Here is an 18,034-nt window from a genome sequence, read left to right on the forward strand (position 1 = left end):
GCTCGGCTCTACGGGGCACTCCGCGCTGGCAACAGGGCGTGCCGGCTTACGGCTTGATGAAACGCAGGGTCATGCGGTCGCTTTCGCCGATCGCCTGGTACTTCGCATCATCGGCCTTGTCGTGCTGGTTGGTCGGCGGCAGCGTCCACACGCCGTTGGGGTGGTCCTTGGTGTCGCGCGGGTTGGCGTTGACCTCACTGCGCGCATCCAGCTTGAAACCGGCGGCCTCGGCCATCGCGATCACCTGCTGCTGGCCGACATAGCCGGTGTCATCGTCGTCGGCCACGTCGGTCTTGGCGCGATGCTCGACCACGCCCAGCACGCCACCCGGCTTGAGCACGTTGAAGAAGCCCTGGAACATGCCCTGCGCCTGGCCGGCCTTGCGCCAGTTGTGCACGTTGCGGAAGGTCAGCACCACGTCGGCTGAATTGGCCGGGCCGAACACCGGCTTGGCCGGATCGTAGGCGACCACGGCGGTCTTGCCGAACTGCGCGGGTGCACCGGCGTACTTCTTTTCCAGGCTGTCGCGGCTGCGCTGCTGGTAGTCACGGCCACGGCCTTCGGGCACCGCCATCGGATCGACCACCGCAGCGACGTAGTGGCCCTTGTCATGCAGCAGCGGCGCCAGGATTTCCGAATACCATCCGTTGCCGGGGGTGATCTCGATGACGGTCTTTTCCGGCGCTACCTTGAAGAACGACAGCGTCTGCGCCGGATGGCGGAAGCCATCGCGCTTGACGTTGTTGGCATCGCGGGTGGGCGCCTTCACCGCCGCGTCGATGGCCGGCAAGACCTCGATCTTCGCCGGTGCCACCGTGGCCGGTGCGGCGAACGCGGGAACAGCAGCAAGCAGGGCCGAAGCAAGCAGCAGTCGGCAACCACGCAGGGACGAAGCAGGCATCATCGGGACGACTCCAGCGGAAGATGCGGCGAGACTAGCAGTCGCAGCGTCCCAGGTGTTCACAAAACGTTAGCGGCGTGCGCGTCGCGGAACACTGTTTTGTGGTCGTCGCCGCAGCACGGTCACACATCGCGTTCTATTCTGGAACACTTCCCCCAAGGAGTCCGTGCCCATGACGGCAACCCGCGAACTGGGCCGTTCCGGCCTGCATGTACGTCCGCTCGCCTTCGGTGGCAACGTGTTCGGCTGGAGCGCCGATGAGAAGGCCAGCTTCGCCCTGCTTGATGCCTTCGTCGATGCCGGCTTCAACCTGGTCGACACCGCCGACGTTTACTCGGCCTGGGTGCCGGGCAATTCGGGCGGGGAATCGGAAACGCTGATCGGCAAGTGGTTCGCCCGCAGCGGCAAGCGCGACAAGGTGGTGCTGGCGACCAAGGTGGCCAAGTGGGCCGAACGCCCCGGCCTGACCCCGGACAACATCAATGCGGCGGTCGAGGATTCGCTGCGCCGGCTGCAGACCGACGTGATCGATCTGTACCAGGCCCACGAGGATGACGAGTCGACGCCGCTGGAAGCCACGCTGGCCGCGTTCGGCCGCCTGATCGAGGCCGGCAAGGTGCGTGCGATCGGTGCTTCCAACTACAGCGCCACGCGCCTGGCCGATGCGCTGAAGGTGTCCACCGACTACAAGTTGCCGCGTTACGAAACCCTGCAACCGGAGTACAACCTGTATGACCGCGCCGGCTACGAAAAGGAACTGGAACCGCTGGTGCAGCGCGAGCAGATCGGCGTGATCGGCTACTACGCGCTGGCCAGTGGCTTCCTCAGTGGCAAGTACCGCACGCCGGCCGATGCAGCCAAGAGCCCGGCACGTGGCGAGACGGTGGTGAAGCGCTATCTGAACCCGCGCGGCCTGCGCATCCTGCAGGCGCTGGATGACGTAGCCAGCAAGCACAGCGCCAGCGCTGCGCAGATCGCACTGGCCTGGCAGATCGCGCGGCCGTCGATCACCGCGCCGATCGTCAGCGCTACCAGCGTCGAACAGCTGCACGACCTGCTGGCCGCAGCCAACGTATCGCTGAGCGTGCAGGATGTCGCGCAGCTGGATGCCGCCAGCGCCGAATCATGAGACCCGGTTGTGCCGGCCGCTGGCCGGCATGACACGTACATCGAAGAAAATAATTCAACAAAATGGTTGCACGCGACTAAATCGTGGTTTATCGTGCGCACCTCGCTTCAACACCCACTGGAAACTTCCCTTGAACGCGCATTCCGTCGCCATCGCCAAACTGCTGCCATGCCTGCGCATGGACCGGCCGGCGCGCGCGTTCGGCAAGGAAGACCAGCTGACAACGGCCTGATACCCGCCCTGCGGAGATCGGCCACCCCGATCTCCGAGGCCTGACGACGCCCTCGGAACGCAAGTCCCGGGGGCGTTTTCGTTTGCGTCGGCACAAGGACCCGCGATGCCAGAACTGCACCCCGCGCGGCAACCCGCCGCTCACTGATCCAGGTTTTTCTGCCGCGCCGGAGGATTTTCTCCGCGTGCACGGCAACGCCTGGACATTATCTGCATTGCAGCCAAACATTATCGCTCGCCGATAATGTCGGTGGCCTGCACCCTCGATTCTCCAACGGTCCCGTTTCCACCACGGGCTGGTGCGCGCGGCGTTGCCGTGGCGTATGCCGGAGGTCGCGGACAAGCCATCGCCTGGATCGCCTGCTGGAGGCAGGCGCCGGTTCGCCGGTACGCGGTTCGATTCCGCGCGGTTCACCACTGGATAGCTCAGTCGGGTAGAGCAACGGATCCTGATTCCGTCTGTCGTGGGTTCGACTCCCACTCCAACCACATGACCTGTCACGTCATGAATTGAAGCAACACCCGGGGCGCAAGCCCCAGCGGCCATCGTCGCCGTCCACGGTCACTGCCTTCGGGCGGGGGCGTGGAAGGCAGCGGACCGCACGCCGGGCCTCGGCCCGCCGTCAATGCCAGCCACGTTCCGCCCCGGTGCTGCCTGCCGGGAACGACGATGGCAGCACTGCCGGTGCACCGAAGGCTCCGCGCGCGGACCGTCCGCCGATGGCCGCCCTCTTCCGCTGCCTGCACGTGGTGTGCAGGCGGCCTCGCCACGACCTGATCGACCCGGGTCATGGTGATTCATCCGCAACGGGTCGAACCACCAGAGCCATACAAGGAGAGACTCCCATGTTCTGGACCATCAAGGTCGTGATCGGCGACGGCGAGCGCGGCCTGGTGTATCGCAACCGTCGTTTCCAGCAGATCCTGCTGCCGGGCGTGCACCGCCTGTCGCCGTTCGGCGGCCGCCCGCAGGTGGACATCCACACCGCATCGAAGGGCGCGGCCTACACCGGCAGCGACCAGGACAGCCTGATCGAAGCACTGGGCGCGCAGTTGGAGACGCACTTCGTGCTGGCCAACGTCGGCGCCAGCGAAGTTGGCCTGTTGCTGCGCAATGGCCGCATCGATGAAGTGCTGCCGCCGGGCAGCCGTCGCCTGTACTGGCGCGGTTCGGTCGACACCCAGGTGCGCGTGATGGCGCTGGGTGACGAGCCGCGCATTCCGGCGGACGTGCAGCAGCGCCTGGGCCAGCTGGGCGTGCTGCCGCGTGTGGCGGTGATCAGCAGCGTGCCGAGCGAGTCGGTGGGCCTGCTGTTCATCGATGGCACGCTGCGGCAGACGCTGGACGCCGGCCTGCACGCGTTCTGGAACTTCAACGGCAACGTGTCGGTGGAGCGTGTGGAACTGCGTGCACGGTCACTGGACGTATCCGGCCAGGAGCTGCTCAGCCGCGACAAGGTGACCCTGCGGGTGAACCTGGCCGCGACCGTGCAGGTGGTCGACCCGGTGCGGGCACACCGCACGCTCAGCAATGCCGATGAGTTTGTCTACCGGCAGCTGCAGTTCGGCCTGCGCCAGGCGATTGCCGCGCGCAGCCTGGACGAGCTGCTGGGCGACAAGGCAGCACTGGACGGTGAGATCGCCGCCCATGTGCAGGCGGCGATCGAGGGCCACGGTGTACGTCTGCTTGGCGTGGGCATCAAGGACGTGATCCTGCCGGGCGAGATGAAGGAGATCCTCAACGGCGTGGTGCTGGCCGAGAAGCAGGCCCAGGCCAGCGTGATCCGCCGCCGCGAGGAGGCCAATGCCACCCGTTCGCAGCTCAACACCGCAAAGCTGATCGAGGACAACCCGGTGCTGATGCGCTTGAAGGAGCTGGAGGCGCTGGAGAAGGTCACCGAGAAGATCGACACGCTCACCGTGTTCGGCGGCCTGGACGGCGTGCTGAAGCAGCTGGTGACGATCAGGTAGGGGGTCGCGGTGGCGCAGGGACGCGCCGCCGGCCCATCAAGGACATACACGAAGACATGGACACTCAACACAATTATCAATGGCTGCATGCCGAGGGCAGCACGCCGATCAAGGGCTGGGTCAACGGCGTGCCACTGGAGGCGCAGGCGCATGAGCAGCTGCGCAACATCGCCGCGATCCCGTTCGTCGGGCCGTGGGTGGCGGTGATGCCGGACGTGCACCTGGGCAAGGGCGCGACCGTCGGCTCGGTGATCCCGACCCGCGGTGCAATCATCCCGGCGGCGGTCGGCGTCGACATCGGCTGCGGCATGGCGGCCGTGCGCACCACGCTGCGCGCCAACGACCTGCCCGATGACCTGCGGCAGCTGCGCAACAGCATCGAGCGCAGCATCCCGGTCGGCAACGGGCGCGGCGGCGAGCATCAGCGCATGCCCGACAGCATCCATACCCGGCTGGTGCAGTCCGGGCTGGCCGCCGGCCTGGAGAAGATCAAGGACAGGCACCGCAGGATCCGTACCGACAAGCTCGACCGCCAGCTCGGGACGCTGGGTGGTGGCAACCACTTCATCGAACTGTGCCTGGACGAGACCGACACGGTGTGGGTGATGCTGCACAGCGGGTCGCGCGGCACCGGCAACCTGATCGGTACCTACTTCATCGAGAAGGCGCGCGAGGAACTGGCCCGGCGCGTGCTCGGCTTCCACCTGCCGGACAAGGACCTGGCGTTCTTCATGGAAGGCGAGCCGCTGTTCGATGACTACGTCGAAGCCGTGTCGTGGGCGCAGGACTACGCCCGGCAGAACCGCGAGGCGATGATGTCGCGCGTGCTGGCCGAGATGCGCCACCGGCTGCCGAAGTTCCAGCTGGCGGCGATGGCAGTGAACTGCCACCACAACTACGTGCAGAAGGAAACGCACCACGGGCAGGAGCTGCTGGTGACGCGCAAGGGGGCCGTCAGTGCCCGCGAGGGTGAGCTGGGCATCATTCCCGGCAGCATGGGCACGCGCAGCTACATCGTGCGTGGCAAGGGCAACGCGGACAGTTTCCACAGCTGCAGCCACGGTGCCGGCCGGGTGATGAGCCGTGGCGCCGCGCGCCAGCAGATCACGCTGGCCCAGCACCGCGAGGCCACCGCGCACGTGGAATGCCGCAAGGACAGCGGCGTGCTGGACGAGTCACCGGCCGCGTACAAGTCGATCGACGATGTGATGGCCGCGCAGCTGGACCTGGTCGACGTGGTGCACACCCTGCGCCAGGTGTTGTGCGTGAAGGGGTAAATGGGGCGGTGCCGGCCAAGGCCGGCACCCACCGCACCCAATTGCAGTAGATCCACGCCATGCGTGGATGGAACGGCGCCGACCAGGGTCGGCCTCTACCTGTGCAACGTTCAGCGCGCGCTGCTGTCTTCGGCCACCAGCGCGTGGTGCACGCCGATGCCCGCGCGCACGCCTTCGGCCATGGCCAGGGTGATGTTGCCGACCGTGGTCGCATCGCCTGCGGCGTACACGTTAGGCACCGAGGTCTGCTTCATCATGTCGACCTCGATCAGCTCGCCCAGCGGGCTCTCGGCCAATGTGCAGCCCAGCTGCTGCACCAGCGGCGTGGCCATCACCTGGGTGGCCGGCACGAACAGCGCACGCTGGGCGATGCGGCGGCCATCGGCCAGCTCCACTTCCAGCCAGGTCGGCTGGTCGCCCTGCACGCCCAGCACCGGCGACGTCTCGATCCGCACGCCGCGCTGCTGCATGGCAGCCCGTTCCTCATCGGTGATCGGCAGGCCCTGGCTGAAGAAGGTGACATTGCCCCAGTCGGCAAACAGCGGCGCCTTGCTGGCGGACATCGGATGGCCACCAAGCAGGCCGATGGCGCCGCCACCCACTTCGTAACCGTGGCAGTAGGGGCAGTGCAGCACGGTGCTGCCCCAGCGCTCGGCCAGACCCGGCAGCGCCGGCAGCTGGTCGGCGATGCCGCTGGCCAGCAGCAGCTTGCGCGCGGCCAGCACCTGGCCATCGGCGGTACGTACTTCCACGGCCTCTGCGCTGGCGTTGGCCTGCACGGCCTCGGCATGCACCCAGCGCACGCTGGGGTAGTCCAGCAGCTGCTGGCGCGCGGCCTTCAGCAGCTCGGCACCGCTGATGCCATCCAGCCCCAGCACCCCGTGCGAATGGCTGGCGAAACGATTGCGCGGCAAACCGGCGTCGATGACGGTGACCGCGCGGCGGGCACGGGCCAGGATCAGGCCCGCAGCAATGCCGGCATAGCTGCCGCCGACGATGAGCACATCAGGATTCATGGTGACCTTCCAGGGAACGGTGATGGGCGAGATGGCGGGCGAAGTCGGCGCCGAGCTTGTCCAGCGTGGTCGCCCGCAGGCGCTGTTCGAGCAGGCGCTGTGCTTCGCGTGCACCCTCCAGCAAAGCGCTGTTGACCAGCTGCTGGATCGGGCAGCCACCGCCGGAATCACGGGTACCGACCTGCACCAGCGACGGTGCGCCCACCGCCAGGTAGACGTCATGCAGGGTGATGGCTGCGGCATCGCGGGCCAACTGGCTGCCACCGCCATGACCACGGGCGCTGTGAACCAGGCCCGCCCTGTGCAGCTGCGCCAGCAGGCGGCGGATCACCACCGGATGGGTCGGCAGGCAGGACGCCAGCTGCTCGGAGGTGCGCGGGCCGTCCTGGCCGACCAGGTGCGCCATCACGTGCAGGGCGTCAGAGAGCAGGTTCGCGGATTTCATGTAACTACATTAGTTACATTTATATCCCCTGTCCAGGGTCCGTATTCGTTCCATATGGACACATTTGTCCTATGAAACACTTTCTTCACATCACTAAACGAAACGCTAATGTGATGTTGGTCGCACTTCAGCGGGAGCTTGGCGGGTCGATACCGCATTGCCCCTTCCCGAGAGTGCTTCCCGATGAATGCGTCTGTCCGTGCTCCGCGCCTGCAGTCCAAGCTGCTCGGCGCGGTTTCTGTTGGCTTGGCCGTGGTCCTGCTGTGCGCGCTGGCTGGCCTGGCCTCCGCCTGGTTCAAGTTGTCCACCGAGGTTCCACCCGAAGTCGCGCACAGCCGCGACGCCGAACGCCTGCAGCGTGAGTTCCGCGGCCAGGTGCAGGAATGGAAGAACGTGCTGCTGCGTGGTCACGACGACGCGTTGCGTCAGCGCCATCTGGACGCCTTCGACAACGAAGGCCGCCTGGTCGAACGGCTGGCCAAGGGCCTGGTGACCAGCCCGGACGCGCGCACGCGTGAACTGGCGCAGGCGTTCATCGGCCTGCACGCGCAGCTGCAGCAGGACTATCACGCGGCGCTGCAGGCATTTGCCGCGGCAGGCTACGATCCCGCCGCCGGCGACACCCTCGTGCGCGGCAAGGATCGCGCGGTGGCGACCGCACTGGATGCATTGAGCACGCATGCCACGCAGGTGGCCGAAGCGGCGCTGGCGGCACGTTCGCAGCAGGCGCGGCAGACCCTGCTGCTGTGCGCGTCACTGACGGTGCTGGCCGCCGTGCTGTTGCTGATCGGCCTGTCCTGGTGGCTGCGGCGCGCCGTGGTGCAGCCGGTACTGGCGGTGGAAGCCGCTGCACGCGCAGTGGCTGCCGGCGACCTGCAGCATGTGGTACAGGTGCGCAGCCGCGACGAGATCGGACGCCTCGCCCAGGCGATGCAGGCGTTGCAGTCCACGCTGCGCGGCGTGCTGGATGCGCAGGCCGCGATGGCCCAGGCGCACGAGGCCGGCACCATCAGCCATCGCATGGACGCCGCTGCCTTCCCCGGCGCGTTCGGCACCATGGTGGCCGACTGCAACACGCTGGTCGACGCGCACATCCGGGTGAAGATGCGCGCGATCTCGATCATGGGCCGCTACGCCGTCGGCGACCTCAGCCAGGACATGGAACGCCTGCCCGGCGAGAAGGCAGTGATCACCGAAGCGCTGGATGCGGTCAAGCACAACCTCGGGGCGATCAACGGCGAAATCCGCCGCTTGGCCGAAGCGGCGGCCGCCGGTGACTTCAGCCAGCGCGGCGACAGCGCGCGCTTCGAGCATGACTTCCGCGCGATGGTCGATGGCCTGAACCGCCTGATGCAGACCACAGAACTGAACCTCGGCGAAGTCTCGACGATGCTGCGCGCGATCGCCGATGGCCGCCTCGGTGCACGCATGCACGGTGATTTCCAGGGTGTGTTCGCGCGTATCGCCGGCGATGCCAATACCACCGCCACGCAGCTGGCGACCATCGTCACCGACATCAAGCACGCCTCCGGCAACATCCACACCGCCGCCGCGGAGATCGCCGCCGGCAACAATGACCTGTCGCGCCGTACCGAGCAGCAGGCCGCCAATCTGGAAGAGACCGCGGCATCCATGGAAGAGCTGACCTCCACCGTGCGCCAGAACGCCGAACACGCGCGCCAGGCCAACCAGCTGGCGATCGGTGCACAGGGTGTCGCCTCACACGGTGGCAGCGTGGTCGGCCAGGTGGTGGCGACCATGGGTGCGATCGAAACGTCGTCGCGGCAGATCGCCGACATCATCAGCGTGATCGATGGCATCGCGTTCCAGACCAACATCCTGGCGCTGAACGCGGCGGTGGAAGCGGCACGCGCCGGTGAGCAGGGCCGCGGATTCGCGGTGGTCGCCAGCGAAGTGCGCACGCTGGCGCAGCGCTCTGCGGCGGCGGCAAAGGAGATCAAGTCGCTGATCGAGGCGTCGGTGGAACAGGTCGGTGAGGGTGCGCAGCGCGTGCGCGAGGCCGGCGACACCATGGCCGAGATCGTCGCCTCGGTGCAGCGCGTGACCGACATCATGGCCGAGATCTCTGCGGCGTCGCAGGAGCAGAGCGCAGGCATCGAACAGGTCAGCCAGACGGTGATCCAGATGGACGGCACCACCCAGCAGAACGCCGCGCTGGTGGAGGAAGCCAGCGCCGCGGCGCGCAGCCTGGAACAGCAGGCGAACCGGTTGATCGATGCGGTCGATGTGTTCGACCTGTCGGCCACGGCGACAGCGAAGGACGCGTTGGCGCGCGCGGCCTGAGGGATCCGGTTGCCGGCCAGCGGCCGGCACCACCGTGGAGCGCGGACTGGGGTAGTGCCGGCCGCTGGCCGGCAGCGTCCAACGCTACATGGGTGGCGGCATGAACAGTGCGGACCAACGTTCCGCACTCATTACGGCCTGTGGTCGTACACGGCAGTGCAATGCACCGTTGCCGGCATGCACACGGCCGCTGGCCTACCCTTTCGTGGATAGTCCCGTCTCCCTCCCCCACTGCTGGAGCCCCTCATGACAGTCCCCGCCTTCGGTCTTGGCACTTTCCGCCTCAAAGACCAGACCGTGATCGATTCCGTGCGCAACGCGCTGGAGGTCGGCTACCGCGCCATCGATACCGCGCAGATCTACGGCAACGAAGCCGAAGTCGGCCAGGCCATCGCCGATTCCGGCGTGCCGCGCGATGAGATCTACCTGACCACCAAGATCTGGATCACCGAGTTCAAGCGCGAAGCGCTGCTGGCCAGCCTGCGTACCAGTCTGGAAAAGCTGCGCACCGATCATGTGGACCTGACGCTGATCCACTGGCCGTCGCCGAACGACAAGGTCGACGTGCCGATGGAGGAGTACCTGACCGCACTGGCCGAGGCCAAGGCACAGGGCCTGACGAAGGAGATCGGCATCTCCAACTTCACCATCGCGCAGACCCGCAAGGCGATCGGCATCCTGGGTGCCGGCGCCATCGCCACCAACCAGATCGAGATCCACCCGTACCTGCAGAACCGCCTGCTGGTGAAATTCCTGCAGGACAACGGCATCCACATCACCGCCTACATGAGCCTGGCCTATGGTGAGGTAATCAAGGACCCGGTGATCCAGGCCATTGCCGGCCGCCACCAGGCCACGCCGGCGCAGGTCGCGCTGGCCTGGGCGCTGCAGCAGGGCTTCTCGGTCATTCCGTCCTCGACCAGGCGCGAGAACCTGGCCAGCAACCTGGAAGCGGCAGCGATCCGCCTGACCGACGAAGACATGGGACAGATCGCCAAGCTCGACCGCGGCCATCGCCTGGCCAACCCGGAAGGCATCGCGCCGGCCTGGGATTGATTCCAACGACGGCGCGCAACTGCTCTGGTAGACGCCGACCCTGGTCGGCGCAGACGTCTGACCGATCGATGAAACGCCGTGCCGACCAAGGTCGGCACCTACCAGAACGCGGGGATCATCCCCTGCCCTGCAACAACCACCGACGCATTGCCGCACTGACCTCGTCCGGTTTCTCCATCGGCGCCAGGTGCCCGCAATCGGGCACCACCACCAGCTGCGAGTGCGGCACCATCGCGTGCATTTCCTCGCTCACCGCGAGTGGCGTAATGCGGTCGTTGGCGCCACATACGATCAGCAGCGGATCGCGGTAACCGGCCAGCACATCATGGCCATCGCGGCGTTCCAGTGCGCTCTGGCGCAGGAACACTTCCGCGCCCAGGCGAGCGGTCATGTCGCGCACGCGCTGCACCAGCACGTAGTCGTCCAGCCGCGAGGCGTCGATGTAGCTGCGCATCAGCACATCGCCGAAGCCGTGGAACTTCCCCGGCAGACGCACGCTGGCGCGCTGGCTGCGCCGCTGCTCGGCGCGCTCCGGCGAGTCGGCGTGGATCGAGGTGTCAATCAGCGCCAGCTGCAGCACCCGTTCCGGCGCGATGCGCAGGATCTGCTGGGCCACGAAGCCGCCCAGCGAGAACCCGGCCAGCGCAAAGCGCTCCGGTGCCTGCGCCAGCACGTCTTCGGCCACCGCCTGCAGGGTCTCGCCACGGGTCTGGTCGCCCACGGTGCAGTCGGCGATATCGGCCAGGTCGGCCAGCTGCGCGCGCCACAGCTCGGCATCGTTGAGCAGGCCGGGCAGCAGCAACAGGGGGATACGGTCGGTCATGGGGATATTGTCGCGCCAGCACGGTGACGGAACCATGCCGCAACGGGCGATTGCGTTGTAGAGTCGCGCCATGCTCGACTGCAGCACAGCCCGTCGAGCATGGCTCGACTCTACAGAAGGCAGCGACACGGACGCGACCATGGCAGCCCCCTACAACAGCGGCACCCCTTCCCCGCCGGCACTGCGCTTCGACGATGCGCTGGTCACCACCGCCTTCGAGCTGCCCGGCCATCGCGTCGTGCGCAACCTCGGCGTGGTGCGCGGTATCACCGTGCGCTCGCGTTCGATCGTCGGCAACTTCCTGGGCGGTATCCAGACGCTCTTCGGTGGCAACATCACCATCTACACCGAGCTGTGCGAACAGGCTCGCGAGGAAACCTACCGCGACATGGTCAAGCACGCGCGGCAGCTGGGTGCCAACGCGATCATCGGCATGCGCTACGACGCCACCGATGTGATGACCGGGCTGACCGAAGTGCTGTGCTATGGCACGGCGGTGGTGGTAGAGCCGGTGCGGTGATGCAGCCGCCAAGCCTACGCAAAAGCAGCCGAGCGTAGGCTCGGTTCTACAGGAATTACGCCACCGGCGGCACGTCGGGCACCTCGACCTGCTGCACCGGCAAGGTCACCATCATCACCGTCGGGTCGTCCGGGTCCAGCCTGGTCTTGAATCCCAGGCTCTGGCACATCGCCAGCATGGTGCTGTTCTCGCGCAGCACCTGGCCTTCGACCACGTCCAGGCCCAGCCACTTCGCGTACTCGATCATGATCGCCATCAGCCGCCAGCCGATGCCGTGGCCCTTCAGGTCCGAGCGGATCAGGATGCCGTACTCGCCACGGTGGTAATCGGCATCGGCGTGCAGGCGCACTGCGCCCAGCATCTCGCCGCTGCGCGGTTCGATCGCTACCAGCGCGATCGAGCGCGCGTAGTCGAGCTGGGTCAGGCGCGCGATGAATTCGTGGCTGAAGTGCTTCACCGACTGGAAGAAGCGCAGGCGCAGGTCCTCGTCGCTGACACGGGCGAAGAACGCACGGAACAGCGCGTCATCCTCCGGCCGCACCGGGCGCACGAAGGCCCGGCCGCCATCGGACAGTTCGATGGTGCGCTCCCACTCCTTCGGATACGGAAACACCGAAAATCGCGGATGGCCACGGCCCTTGTGCAGGATGCGCGACGGTGCCACTGCCACGCGCGCGTCGAGGGCGAGGATGCCCTTGCTGTCGACCAGCAGCGGGTTGATGTCCAGCGTGCGCACTTCGGGAATATCGGCGGCCAGCTGTGCCAGCTTGACCAGCGCCAGCGCCAGTGCGCGCTCGTCGGCGGCGGGCACATCGCCGTAGGCCTTGAGGATGCGCGAAGCGCGGGTCTGGCCGATCAGCTCGTGGGCCAGGCGCAGGTCCAGCGGCGGCAGGGCCAGCGCCTTGTCGTTGATCACTTCGACGGCGGTGCCGCCACGGCCGACCACGATCACCGGGCCGAACGTCGCGTCATCGGCGATGCCGACAATCAGTTCGCGCGCCTTCGGGCGGACGATGGTCGGCTGCACCAGCAGGCCATCGATGCGCGCATCCGGCCGCAGCTGGCGCGCACGCGACAGGATCGCGTTGGCCGCGCTCTGCACCGCCGGCAGCGTGGACAGGTTCAGGCGCACGCCGTCCACTTCCGACTTGTGCGGGATGTCCGGTGACAGGATCTTCAACGCGACCGTGGCACCGCGTTCCAGCAGCGGCTGCGCCAGGTCCATCGCCTCGTGCGCATCACGCGCGTGCATCACCGGCGCGGACGGGATGCCGTAGGCCTTGAGCAGCTCATGCGTGGCCAGCGGGTCCAACCACTGCTGACCATTGGCCAGCGCAGCATCAACCAACGCTCGCGCGGCCGCCGCATCGACATTGAAGTCCTGCGGCAGGCTGGGTGGCGTTTCCATCAGGGCGTTCTGCGCTTCGCGGTAACGCACCAGATGCTGGAAGCCGCGTACGGCCTCCGCCTCGGTCGGATAGGTCGGCACCCGCGCCGCGTTGAGCGTGGCGGTGGCCTGGTCATCGTTGCCCAGCCAGACCGCGAACACTGGCTTGTCGCGATGATGGCGCGGGCGCAGGCCGAGCGTGCGGGTCAGTGCCTGCGCAGCGTCTGCGGACGAGGTGAACGCGGTTGGCACGTTGACCACCATCACCGCGTCGTTCTCGTTGTCGGCCAGCAGCGCTTCGATGGCCGCGGCATAGCGCTCGCCATCGGCATCGACCACGATGTCGACCGGATTGCTGCGCGACCAGCCCTGCGGCAATACCGAATCGAGCTTCTGCACCGTGCTGTCGGACAGGGTGGCCAGCGTGCCACGCAGCGCGATCAGCTGGTCCACGGCCAGGCGGCCGACACCGCCGCCATTGCTGAGAATGGCCAGGCGACGACCGGGGAAGGTACCCAGCCGCCCCAGCGATTCGGCGGCGGTGAACAGCTCGTCCAGCGCGCCGACGCGCAGCAGGCCGGCGCGGTTGAAGGCCGCGCCGTACACATCATCGGCACGCGCCAGGGCCTGCACATGGGTGTCGCGGCTGCCCGGCTGCACGCGCTCGGCGCGGCCGGACTTCACCACCACCACCGGCTTGGCGCGGGCGGCGGCACGCGCGGCCGACATGAATTTGCGCGCGTCCTTGATCTGCTCGACATAGAGCAGGATGGCGCGGGTGCGGTAGTCGGTGGCGAAGTAATCGAGCAGGTCGCCGAAGTCGACGTCCATCGTGTCGCCCAGCGAGACCACGGCGGAGAACCCGACCGAGCGCGCCACGCCCCACTCCACCAGCGCGGCGGCGATCGCCGAGGATTCGGAAATCAGCGCGAGGTCGCCTGCCTGCGGGAAATGTGCGGCGATACTGGCATTCAGTCGCGCGTGCGGCGCGATCACGCCCAGGCAGTGCGGCCCGAGGATGCGCAGGCCATGCTTGCGCGCCACCGCCTCTACCTGTGCGGACAACGAACCCGGGCCCTCGCCCAGGTGCGCGGTGAGGATGATCGCCGCCTGCACGCCGCGCTCGGCGGCGGTACGCACCACCTGCGGCACGATCGCCGCCGGTGCGGTGATGACGACCAGGTCCGGTACCCAGTCCAGATCCTTCAAGCGCTTGACCGTGCGGATGCCATCGATTTCGGCATGCCGCGGGTTGATCCACGCCACCTTGCCGGGGAAACCGGTGCCGCGCAGGTTACGCATCACCGCGCGGCCGGCCGAACGCTCACGCGGACTGCCGCCGATCACCGCGACCGACTGCGGACGGAACACAGACTGCAGGTGGTAGGTACTCATGCGCCTACGGTACCCAAAAAAGGGGACGGAGGGGATTAAGTCGTTTGTGCACAAACGACTTAATCCCCTCCGTCCCCTTTTTCTGTTACAGCAGCGTGCCGTGCAGGATCAGCGCGGCGATGCTGAAGTAGATCACCAGGCCGGTCACATCCACCAGGGTGGCCACGAACGGGGCCGAGGCGCTGGCCGGGTCGAAGCCGAGCCGCTTCAGGATGAAGGGCAGCATCGAGCCGGACAGCGAACCGAAGGTGACGATGCCGACCAGCGCGGCACCGATGGTGATCGCCAACAGGATCCAGTGCTCGCCGTAGTCATGCAGGCCACCCAGCTGCCAGATCACGATGCGCACGATCGCCAGGCAGCCGAGGATGGCACCCAGCACCATGCCGGTCGGGATCTCGCGGATGGCCACCTTCCACCAGTCGCGCAGGCGCAGTTCGCGCAGCGCCAGGCTGCGGATCAGCAGCGAGGTGGCCTGCGAGCCGGAATTGCCGCCCGAACTCATGATCAACGGGATGAACAGGGTCAGCACCACCGCGCGCGCCAGTTCGTCCTCGTAGTGCTGCATCGCGCTGGCGGTCAGCATCTCGCCCAGGAACAGCACGCTCAGCCAGCCGGCGCGCTTGCGCAGCATCTCGAAGAAGCCGATCTGCATGTACGGCTTGTCCAGCGCTTCCATGCCGCCGAACTTGTGCGCGTCCTCGGTGGATTCCTCGATCAGCGCATCGAGCACGTCGTCCACGGTGACGATGCCGAGCATCTGCTGCTGCGCGTCGACCACCGGGATCGCCAGCAGGTCGTGGCGGCGGATCAGCCGCGCCACTTCTTCCTGGTCCATCAGCGCGTCCACCGTCACCGGCGGATTGACCTGGGCCACGTCCAGGATCGATTCCTCGGGCAGGCCGGTGATCAGCCGGCGCATGGTCACCACCTGCTGCAACTGCTGGCTGGCCGGCTCCAGCACGTAGATCGCGTACACCGTCTCGCGGGTACGCTCGACCTGTCGGATGTGCTGCAGGGTCTGCGCCACGGTCCAGCTGGCGGGTACCGCCACGTACTCGGTGGTCATCAGCGCGCCGGCGGTGTTCGGCGGATAGCTCAGCAGCTTCTGGATGGCCTGGCGGGCGTCGGTGCCCAGCAGCGGGATCAGCCGCGCGCGTTCTTCCTCATCCAGCTCGTGGACGATGTCGGTGGCGCGATCGTCAGCCATCAGCCCGAGCAGGGCAGCGGCGCGTGCCGGCGGCAGCGCGGCCACCAGCTCACCGCTGCGGTGCAGTTCCGGCGCTTCCAGCATCTTCACTGCACGCGGCAACGGCAGCGCGGCCAGCGTTTCCGCAGCGCGGGCCAGTTCCAGTGTGTTGAGGAATTCCACCGCATCGGCGGTGTTGTAGTTCGCCAGCGGTGCGGCCAATGCGGCGGCATCGGCCACCGGGCGCAGCAATTGCTTCTGGTTCATCGGTTTTGCCTTGTGGGGGTGCGACCTCGCGCAACGCCAACGCAGGCAAACCGTCCCGATGTCAGGCGGTGGCCATCGCTGGCGTCGAACGAGGTCGACTTCTACTGTCGCTGGACATGGGTTGGGGACTCCGGGATGCGTGTGCCGGCGGACGCGCCGCCAGCGGCGGGCAGTCTGGACCCGCGGGCCATGCAGGTCAACCCGGCATCCCTGCGCCGGGCGCCGGCCGGCCGGTTGTTCTCGTGCATACACCGACCGGCGCGCATAATGGCCGGGTGGCGCTCGCCACGCTTTCCCCACCCGAACGGACGCACTGCGGGCTTCCCCGATGACCAGGTATTCCCATGCATAGCGGCGGTCTGGAACTGGCCCTGGTGCTGCTGCTGGCGGCGGTCATTGCCGTGCCGGTGTTCAAGAAGTTCGGCTTCGGCGCGGTGCTGGGCTACCTGGCGGCCGGCGTGGTGCTGGGCCCGGACGGGCTGGGCTTCGTGCAGGACGCCGACCGCATCCTCGGCGCGGCCGAGATCGGCGTGGTGATGCTGCTGTTCGTGATCGGCCTGGAGCTGTCGCCGGCACGCCTGAAGGTGATGCGGCGCTCGGTGTTCGGCGCGGGCGCGGCGCAGGTGGCGATGTCCGGGCTGGTGCTGGGCGGCCTGCTGCTGCTCGACCACTTCCAGTGGAAGAGCGCGCTGGTGGTCGGTGTTGCGCTGGCGCTGTCATCCACCGCGGTAGGCCTGCAGCTGCTGTCCGAGCACAAGGCGATCAACAGCGACCATGGCCGGCTGGGTTTTGCCATCCTGCTGTTCCAGGACCTGATCGCGATCCCGCTGCTGGCGGCCATCCCGCTGCTGGGCGGGGCGAAGAACGAGACCCTGCGCTGGGAAGACGCCGCCGTGGCCCTCGGCGCGCTGGCCGTGGTGATCCTGTGCGGGCGACCGGTGCTGCGCAAGGTGTTCAGCATCATCGCGCGCACCCGTAGCCCGGAAGTGTTCACCGCCACCGCTCTGCTGGTGGTGCTGGGCACTGCCTGGTTCATGCAGGAAGCGGGCCTCAGCCCCAGCCTGGGCGCGTTCCTGGCCGGGGTGCTGCTGTCCGATTCGGAGTTCCGGCACGAACTGGAAGCGCAGATCGAGCCGTTCAAGGGCCTGCTGCTGGGGCTGTTCTTCATCGCGGTGGGCATGGGCATCGATCTCGACCGCATCGCCGCAGAGCCGTGGCTGATCGCCGCCGGCGTGGCGATCCTGCTGGTGGTCAAGTTCAGCCTGCTGTATGTGATTGGCCGTATTGCAAAGCTCAGTCCGCGGCAGTCGCTGCTGCTGGGCAGCGTGCTGTGGCTGGGGGGCGAGTTCGCCTTCGTGGTGTTCAACGAAGCGCAGCGCGCGCACCTGCTCGGCAACGCCAATCACGATCGACTGGTGGCGATCGTCGGCCTGTCGATGGCGATCACGCCACTGCTGATGATCGCGCTGCTCAAGCTGCTCGGCCAGGAGAAGGCTCCACCGCGCGGGACCGCCGAGGCCGACAAGGTGGCACCGGACAACCGGCCCAAGGTGCTGATCGCCGGCATGGGCCGCTTCGGCCAGGTGATCGCACGCCTGCTGACCGCACAGAAGGTGCCGTTCGTGGCGCTGGAGGCGAACCCGGACACCGTGGCCGACCTGCGCCGCTTCGGCAACCAGCTGTACTACGGCGACCCGACCCGCCCGGAGATGCTGCGTGCAGCGGGTGGCGAACACATCGATGTGTTCGTCATCACCGTGGACGACCCGGAGACCAACCTGCGCGCGGTGCGCATGGTGCGCCGGCTGTACCCGGACGCGAAGGTGCTGGCGCGTGCACGCAACCGCCAGCATGCCTGGCGACTGATGGACATGTCGGCCGAGCCGTTCCGCGAAGTGTTCGGCACCAGTCTGGAAATGAGCGGGCGCGTGCTGACCGCATTGGGCGTGGCACCGGACGTGGCCGAGCGCCATGTGCAGCGTTTCCGTGAGCATGATGAACAGCTGCTGCGCGACCAGTACCTGGTGTACGACGACGAGGCCGCGGTGATCCAGACCTCGCGTGATGCACGCAACGACCTGATGCACCTGTTCGAAGCTGACGCGGAAAGCGACGGCGAGTAG

At 67.3% G+C, this 18,034-nt stretch carries 13 protein-coding genes and 1 tRNA gene; 8 read left to right on the forward strand and 6 right to left on the reverse strand.

Annotation, left to right across the window (positions count from 1 at the left end; translation table 11 throughout):
• Nucleotides 1–46 precede the first annotated feature (46 nt).
• Nucleotides 47–904 (reverse strand): class I SAM-dependent methyltransferase, encoded by an 858-nt coding sequence (locus ACSDHM_RS18225; protein ID WP_061478983.1) that lies wholly within the window; start codon nt 902–904, stop codon nt 47–49.
• Nucleotides 905–1,073: 169 nt separating this feature from the next.
• Between ACSDHM_RS18225 and ACSDHM_RS18230 the strand changes: the two genes are divergently transcribed.
• The 4 genes from ACSDHM_RS18230 (at nt 1,074) to ACSDHM_RS18245 (ending at nt 5,509) form a co-directional block, all read left to right on the forward strand.
• Nucleotides 1,074–2,030: an aldo/keto reductase gene (locus ACSDHM_RS18230; protein ID WP_053496774.1), complete on the forward strand. Its 957-nt coding sequence runs from the start codon at nt 1,074–1,076 to the stop codon at nt 2,028–2,030.
• A 649-nt stretch (nt 2,031–2,679) separates the two neighbouring features.
• Nucleotides 2,680–2,750, forward strand: a tRNA-Gln gene (locus tag ACSDHM_RS18235).
• A 357-nt stretch (nt 2,751–3,107) separates the two neighbouring features.
• Nucleotides 3,108–4,232, forward strand: coding sequence for a slipin family protein (locus ACSDHM_RS18240; protein WP_088497010.1), 1,125 nt, complete (start codon nt 3,108–3,110; stop codon nt 4,230–4,232).
• 56 nt (nt 4,233–4,288) lie between these two features.
• Nucleotides 4,289–5,509 (forward strand): RtcB family protein, encoded by a 1,221-nt coding sequence (locus ACSDHM_RS18245; protein ID WP_005420260.1) that lies wholly within the window; start codon nt 4,289–4,291, stop codon nt 5,507–5,509.
• A gap of 110 nt (nt 5,510–5,619) precedes the next feature.
• Here ACSDHM_RS18245 and ACSDHM_RS18250 read toward each other — a convergent pair whose 3' ends face one another.
• Both ACSDHM_RS18250 and ACSDHM_RS18255 read right to left on the reverse strand, forming a co-directional pair.
• Complete coding sequence (locus ACSDHM_RS18250; RefSeq protein WP_188241453.1) at nt 5,620–6,525, reverse strand: NAD(P)/FAD-dependent oxidoreductase; 906 nt, start codon at nt 6,523–6,525, stop codon at nt 5,620–5,622.
• Nucleotides 6,515–6,970, reverse strand: coding sequence for an Rrf2 family transcriptional regulator (locus tag ACSDHM_RS18255; protein ID WP_072168047.1), 456 nt, complete (start codon nt 6,968–6,970; stop codon nt 6,515–6,517). The genes ACSDHM_RS18250 and ACSDHM_RS18255 overlap by 11 nt, the downstream gene beginning before the upstream one ends.
• Nucleotides 6,971–7,153: 183 nt before the next feature.
• Here ACSDHM_RS18255 and ACSDHM_RS18260 point away from each other — a divergent pair, with 183 nt between their 5' ends.
• Together ACSDHM_RS18260 and dkgB are read left to right on the forward strand one after the other, a co-directional pair.
• Nucleotides 7,154–9,274: a methyl-accepting chemotaxis protein gene (locus ACSDHM_RS18260; protein ID WP_188241455.1), complete on the forward strand. Its 2,121-nt coding sequence runs from the start codon at nt 7,154–7,156 to the stop codon at nt 9,272–9,274.
• Nucleotides 9,275–9,520: 246 nt separating this feature from the next.
• Nucleotides 9,521–10,330, forward strand: a complete 810-nt coding sequence (gene dkgB, locus ACSDHM_RS18265) for a 2,5-didehydrogluconate reductase DkgB (protein WP_072168049.1) — start codon at nt 9,521–9,523, stop codon at nt 10,328–10,330.
• A 115-nt stretch (nt 10,331–10,445) separates the two neighbouring features.
• On the opposite strand, the gene ACSDHM_RS18270 is transcribed toward dkgB, so the two are convergent.
• Nucleotides 10,446–11,153 (reverse strand): alpha/beta fold hydrolase, encoded by a 708-nt coding sequence (locus ACSDHM_RS18270; protein ID WP_072168050.1) that lies wholly within the window; start codon nt 11,151–11,153, stop codon nt 10,446–10,448.
• Nucleotides 11,154–11,292: 139 nt separating this feature from the next.
• Between ACSDHM_RS18270 and ACSDHM_RS18275 the strand changes: the two genes are divergently transcribed.
• Nucleotides 11,293–11,673 carry a YbjQ family protein gene (locus tag ACSDHM_RS18275; RefSeq protein ID WP_072168051.1) on the forward strand — a complete coding sequence of 127 codons (381 nt, stop codon included), beginning with the start codon at nt 11,293–11,295 and terminating at the stop codon, nt 11,671–11,673.
• A 55-nt stretch (nt 11,674–11,728) separates the two neighbouring features.
• Here ACSDHM_RS18275 and ACSDHM_RS18280 read toward each other — a convergent pair whose 3' ends face one another.
• Nucleotides 11,729–14,455, reverse strand: coding sequence for a bifunctional acetate--CoA ligase family protein/GNAT family N-acetyltransferase (locus ACSDHM_RS18280; RefSeq protein ID WP_088497005.1), 2,727 nt, complete (start codon nt 14,453–14,455; stop codon nt 11,729–11,731).
• A gap of 85 nt (nt 14,456–14,540) precedes the next feature.
• On the reverse strand, nt 14,541–15,911 hold the full coding sequence (mgtE, locus tag ACSDHM_RS18285) for a magnesium transporter (RefSeq protein ID WP_061478973.1): 1,371 nt from the start codon (nt 15,909–15,911) through the stop codon (nt 14,541–14,543).
• A gap of 344 nt (nt 15,912–16,255) precedes the next feature.
• Between mgtE and ACSDHM_RS18290 the strand changes: the two genes are divergently transcribed.
• Nucleotides 16,256–18,034, forward strand: a complete 1,779-nt coding sequence (locus tag ACSDHM_RS18290; protein ID WP_072168053.1) for a monovalent cation:proton antiporter-2 (CPA2) family protein — start codon at nt 16,256–16,258, stop codon at nt 18,032–18,034.

The sequence above is a fragment of the Stenotrophomonas sp. T8 genome (assembly GCF_051853085.1).
In the GTDB taxonomy this organism is placed as follows: domain Bacteria; phylum Pseudomonadota; class Gammaproteobacteria; order Xanthomonadales; family Xanthomonadaceae; genus Stenotrophomonas; species Stenotrophomonas sepilia.

Bases quoted from the DNA above. Each gene is read 5' to 3' on its own strand.
- ACSDHM_RS18225 (WP_061478983.1), bottom strand. From the start codon at position 904: ATGATGCCTGCTTCGTCCCTGCGTGGTTGCCGACTGCTGCTTGCTTCG.
- ACSDHM_RS18230 (WP_053496774.1), top strand. From the start codon at position 1,074: ATGACGGCAACCCGCGAACTGGGCCGTTCCGGCCTGCATGTACGTCCG.
- ACSDHM_RS18240 (WP_088497010.1), top strand. From the start codon at position 3,108: ATGTTCTGGACCATCAAGGTCGTGATCGGCGACGGCGAGCGCGGCCTG.
- ACSDHM_RS18245 (WP_005420260.1), top strand. From the start codon at position 4,289: ATGGACACTCAACACAATTATCAATGGCTGCATGCCGAGGGCAGCACG.
- ACSDHM_RS18250 (WP_188241453.1), bottom strand. From the start codon at position 6,525: ATGAATCCTGATGTGCTCATCGTCGGCGGCAGCTATGCCGGCATTGCT.
- ACSDHM_RS18255 (WP_072168047.1), bottom strand. From the start codon at position 6,970: ATGAAATCCGCGAACCTGCTCTCTGACGCCCTGCACGTGATGGCGCAC.
- ACSDHM_RS18260 (WP_188241455.1), top strand. From the start codon at position 7,154: ATGAATGCGTCTGTCCGTGCTCCGCGCCTGCAGTCCAAGCTGCTCGGC.
- dkgB (WP_072168049.1), top strand. From the start codon at position 9,521: ATGACAGTCCCCGCCTTCGGTCTTGGCACTTTCCGCCTCAAAGACCAG.
- ACSDHM_RS18270 (WP_072168050.1), bottom strand. From the start codon at position 11,153: ATGACCGACCGTATCCCCCTGTTGCTGCTGCCCGGCCTGCTCAACGAT.
- ACSDHM_RS18275 (WP_072168051.1), top strand. From the start codon at position 11,293: ATGGCAGCCCCCTACAACAGCGGCACCCCTTCCCCGCCGGCACTGCGC.
- ACSDHM_RS18280 (WP_088497005.1), bottom strand. From the start codon at position 14,455: ATGAGTACCTACCACCTGCAGTCTGTGTTCCGTCCGCAGTCGGTCGCG.
- mgtE (WP_061478973.1), bottom strand. From the start codon at position 15,911: ATGAACCAGAAGCAATTGCTGCGCCCGGTGGCCGATGCCGCCGCATTG.
- ACSDHM_RS18290 (WP_072168053.1), top strand. From the start codon at position 16,256: ATGCATAGCGGCGGTCTGGAACTGGCCCTGGTGCTGCTGCTGGCGGCG.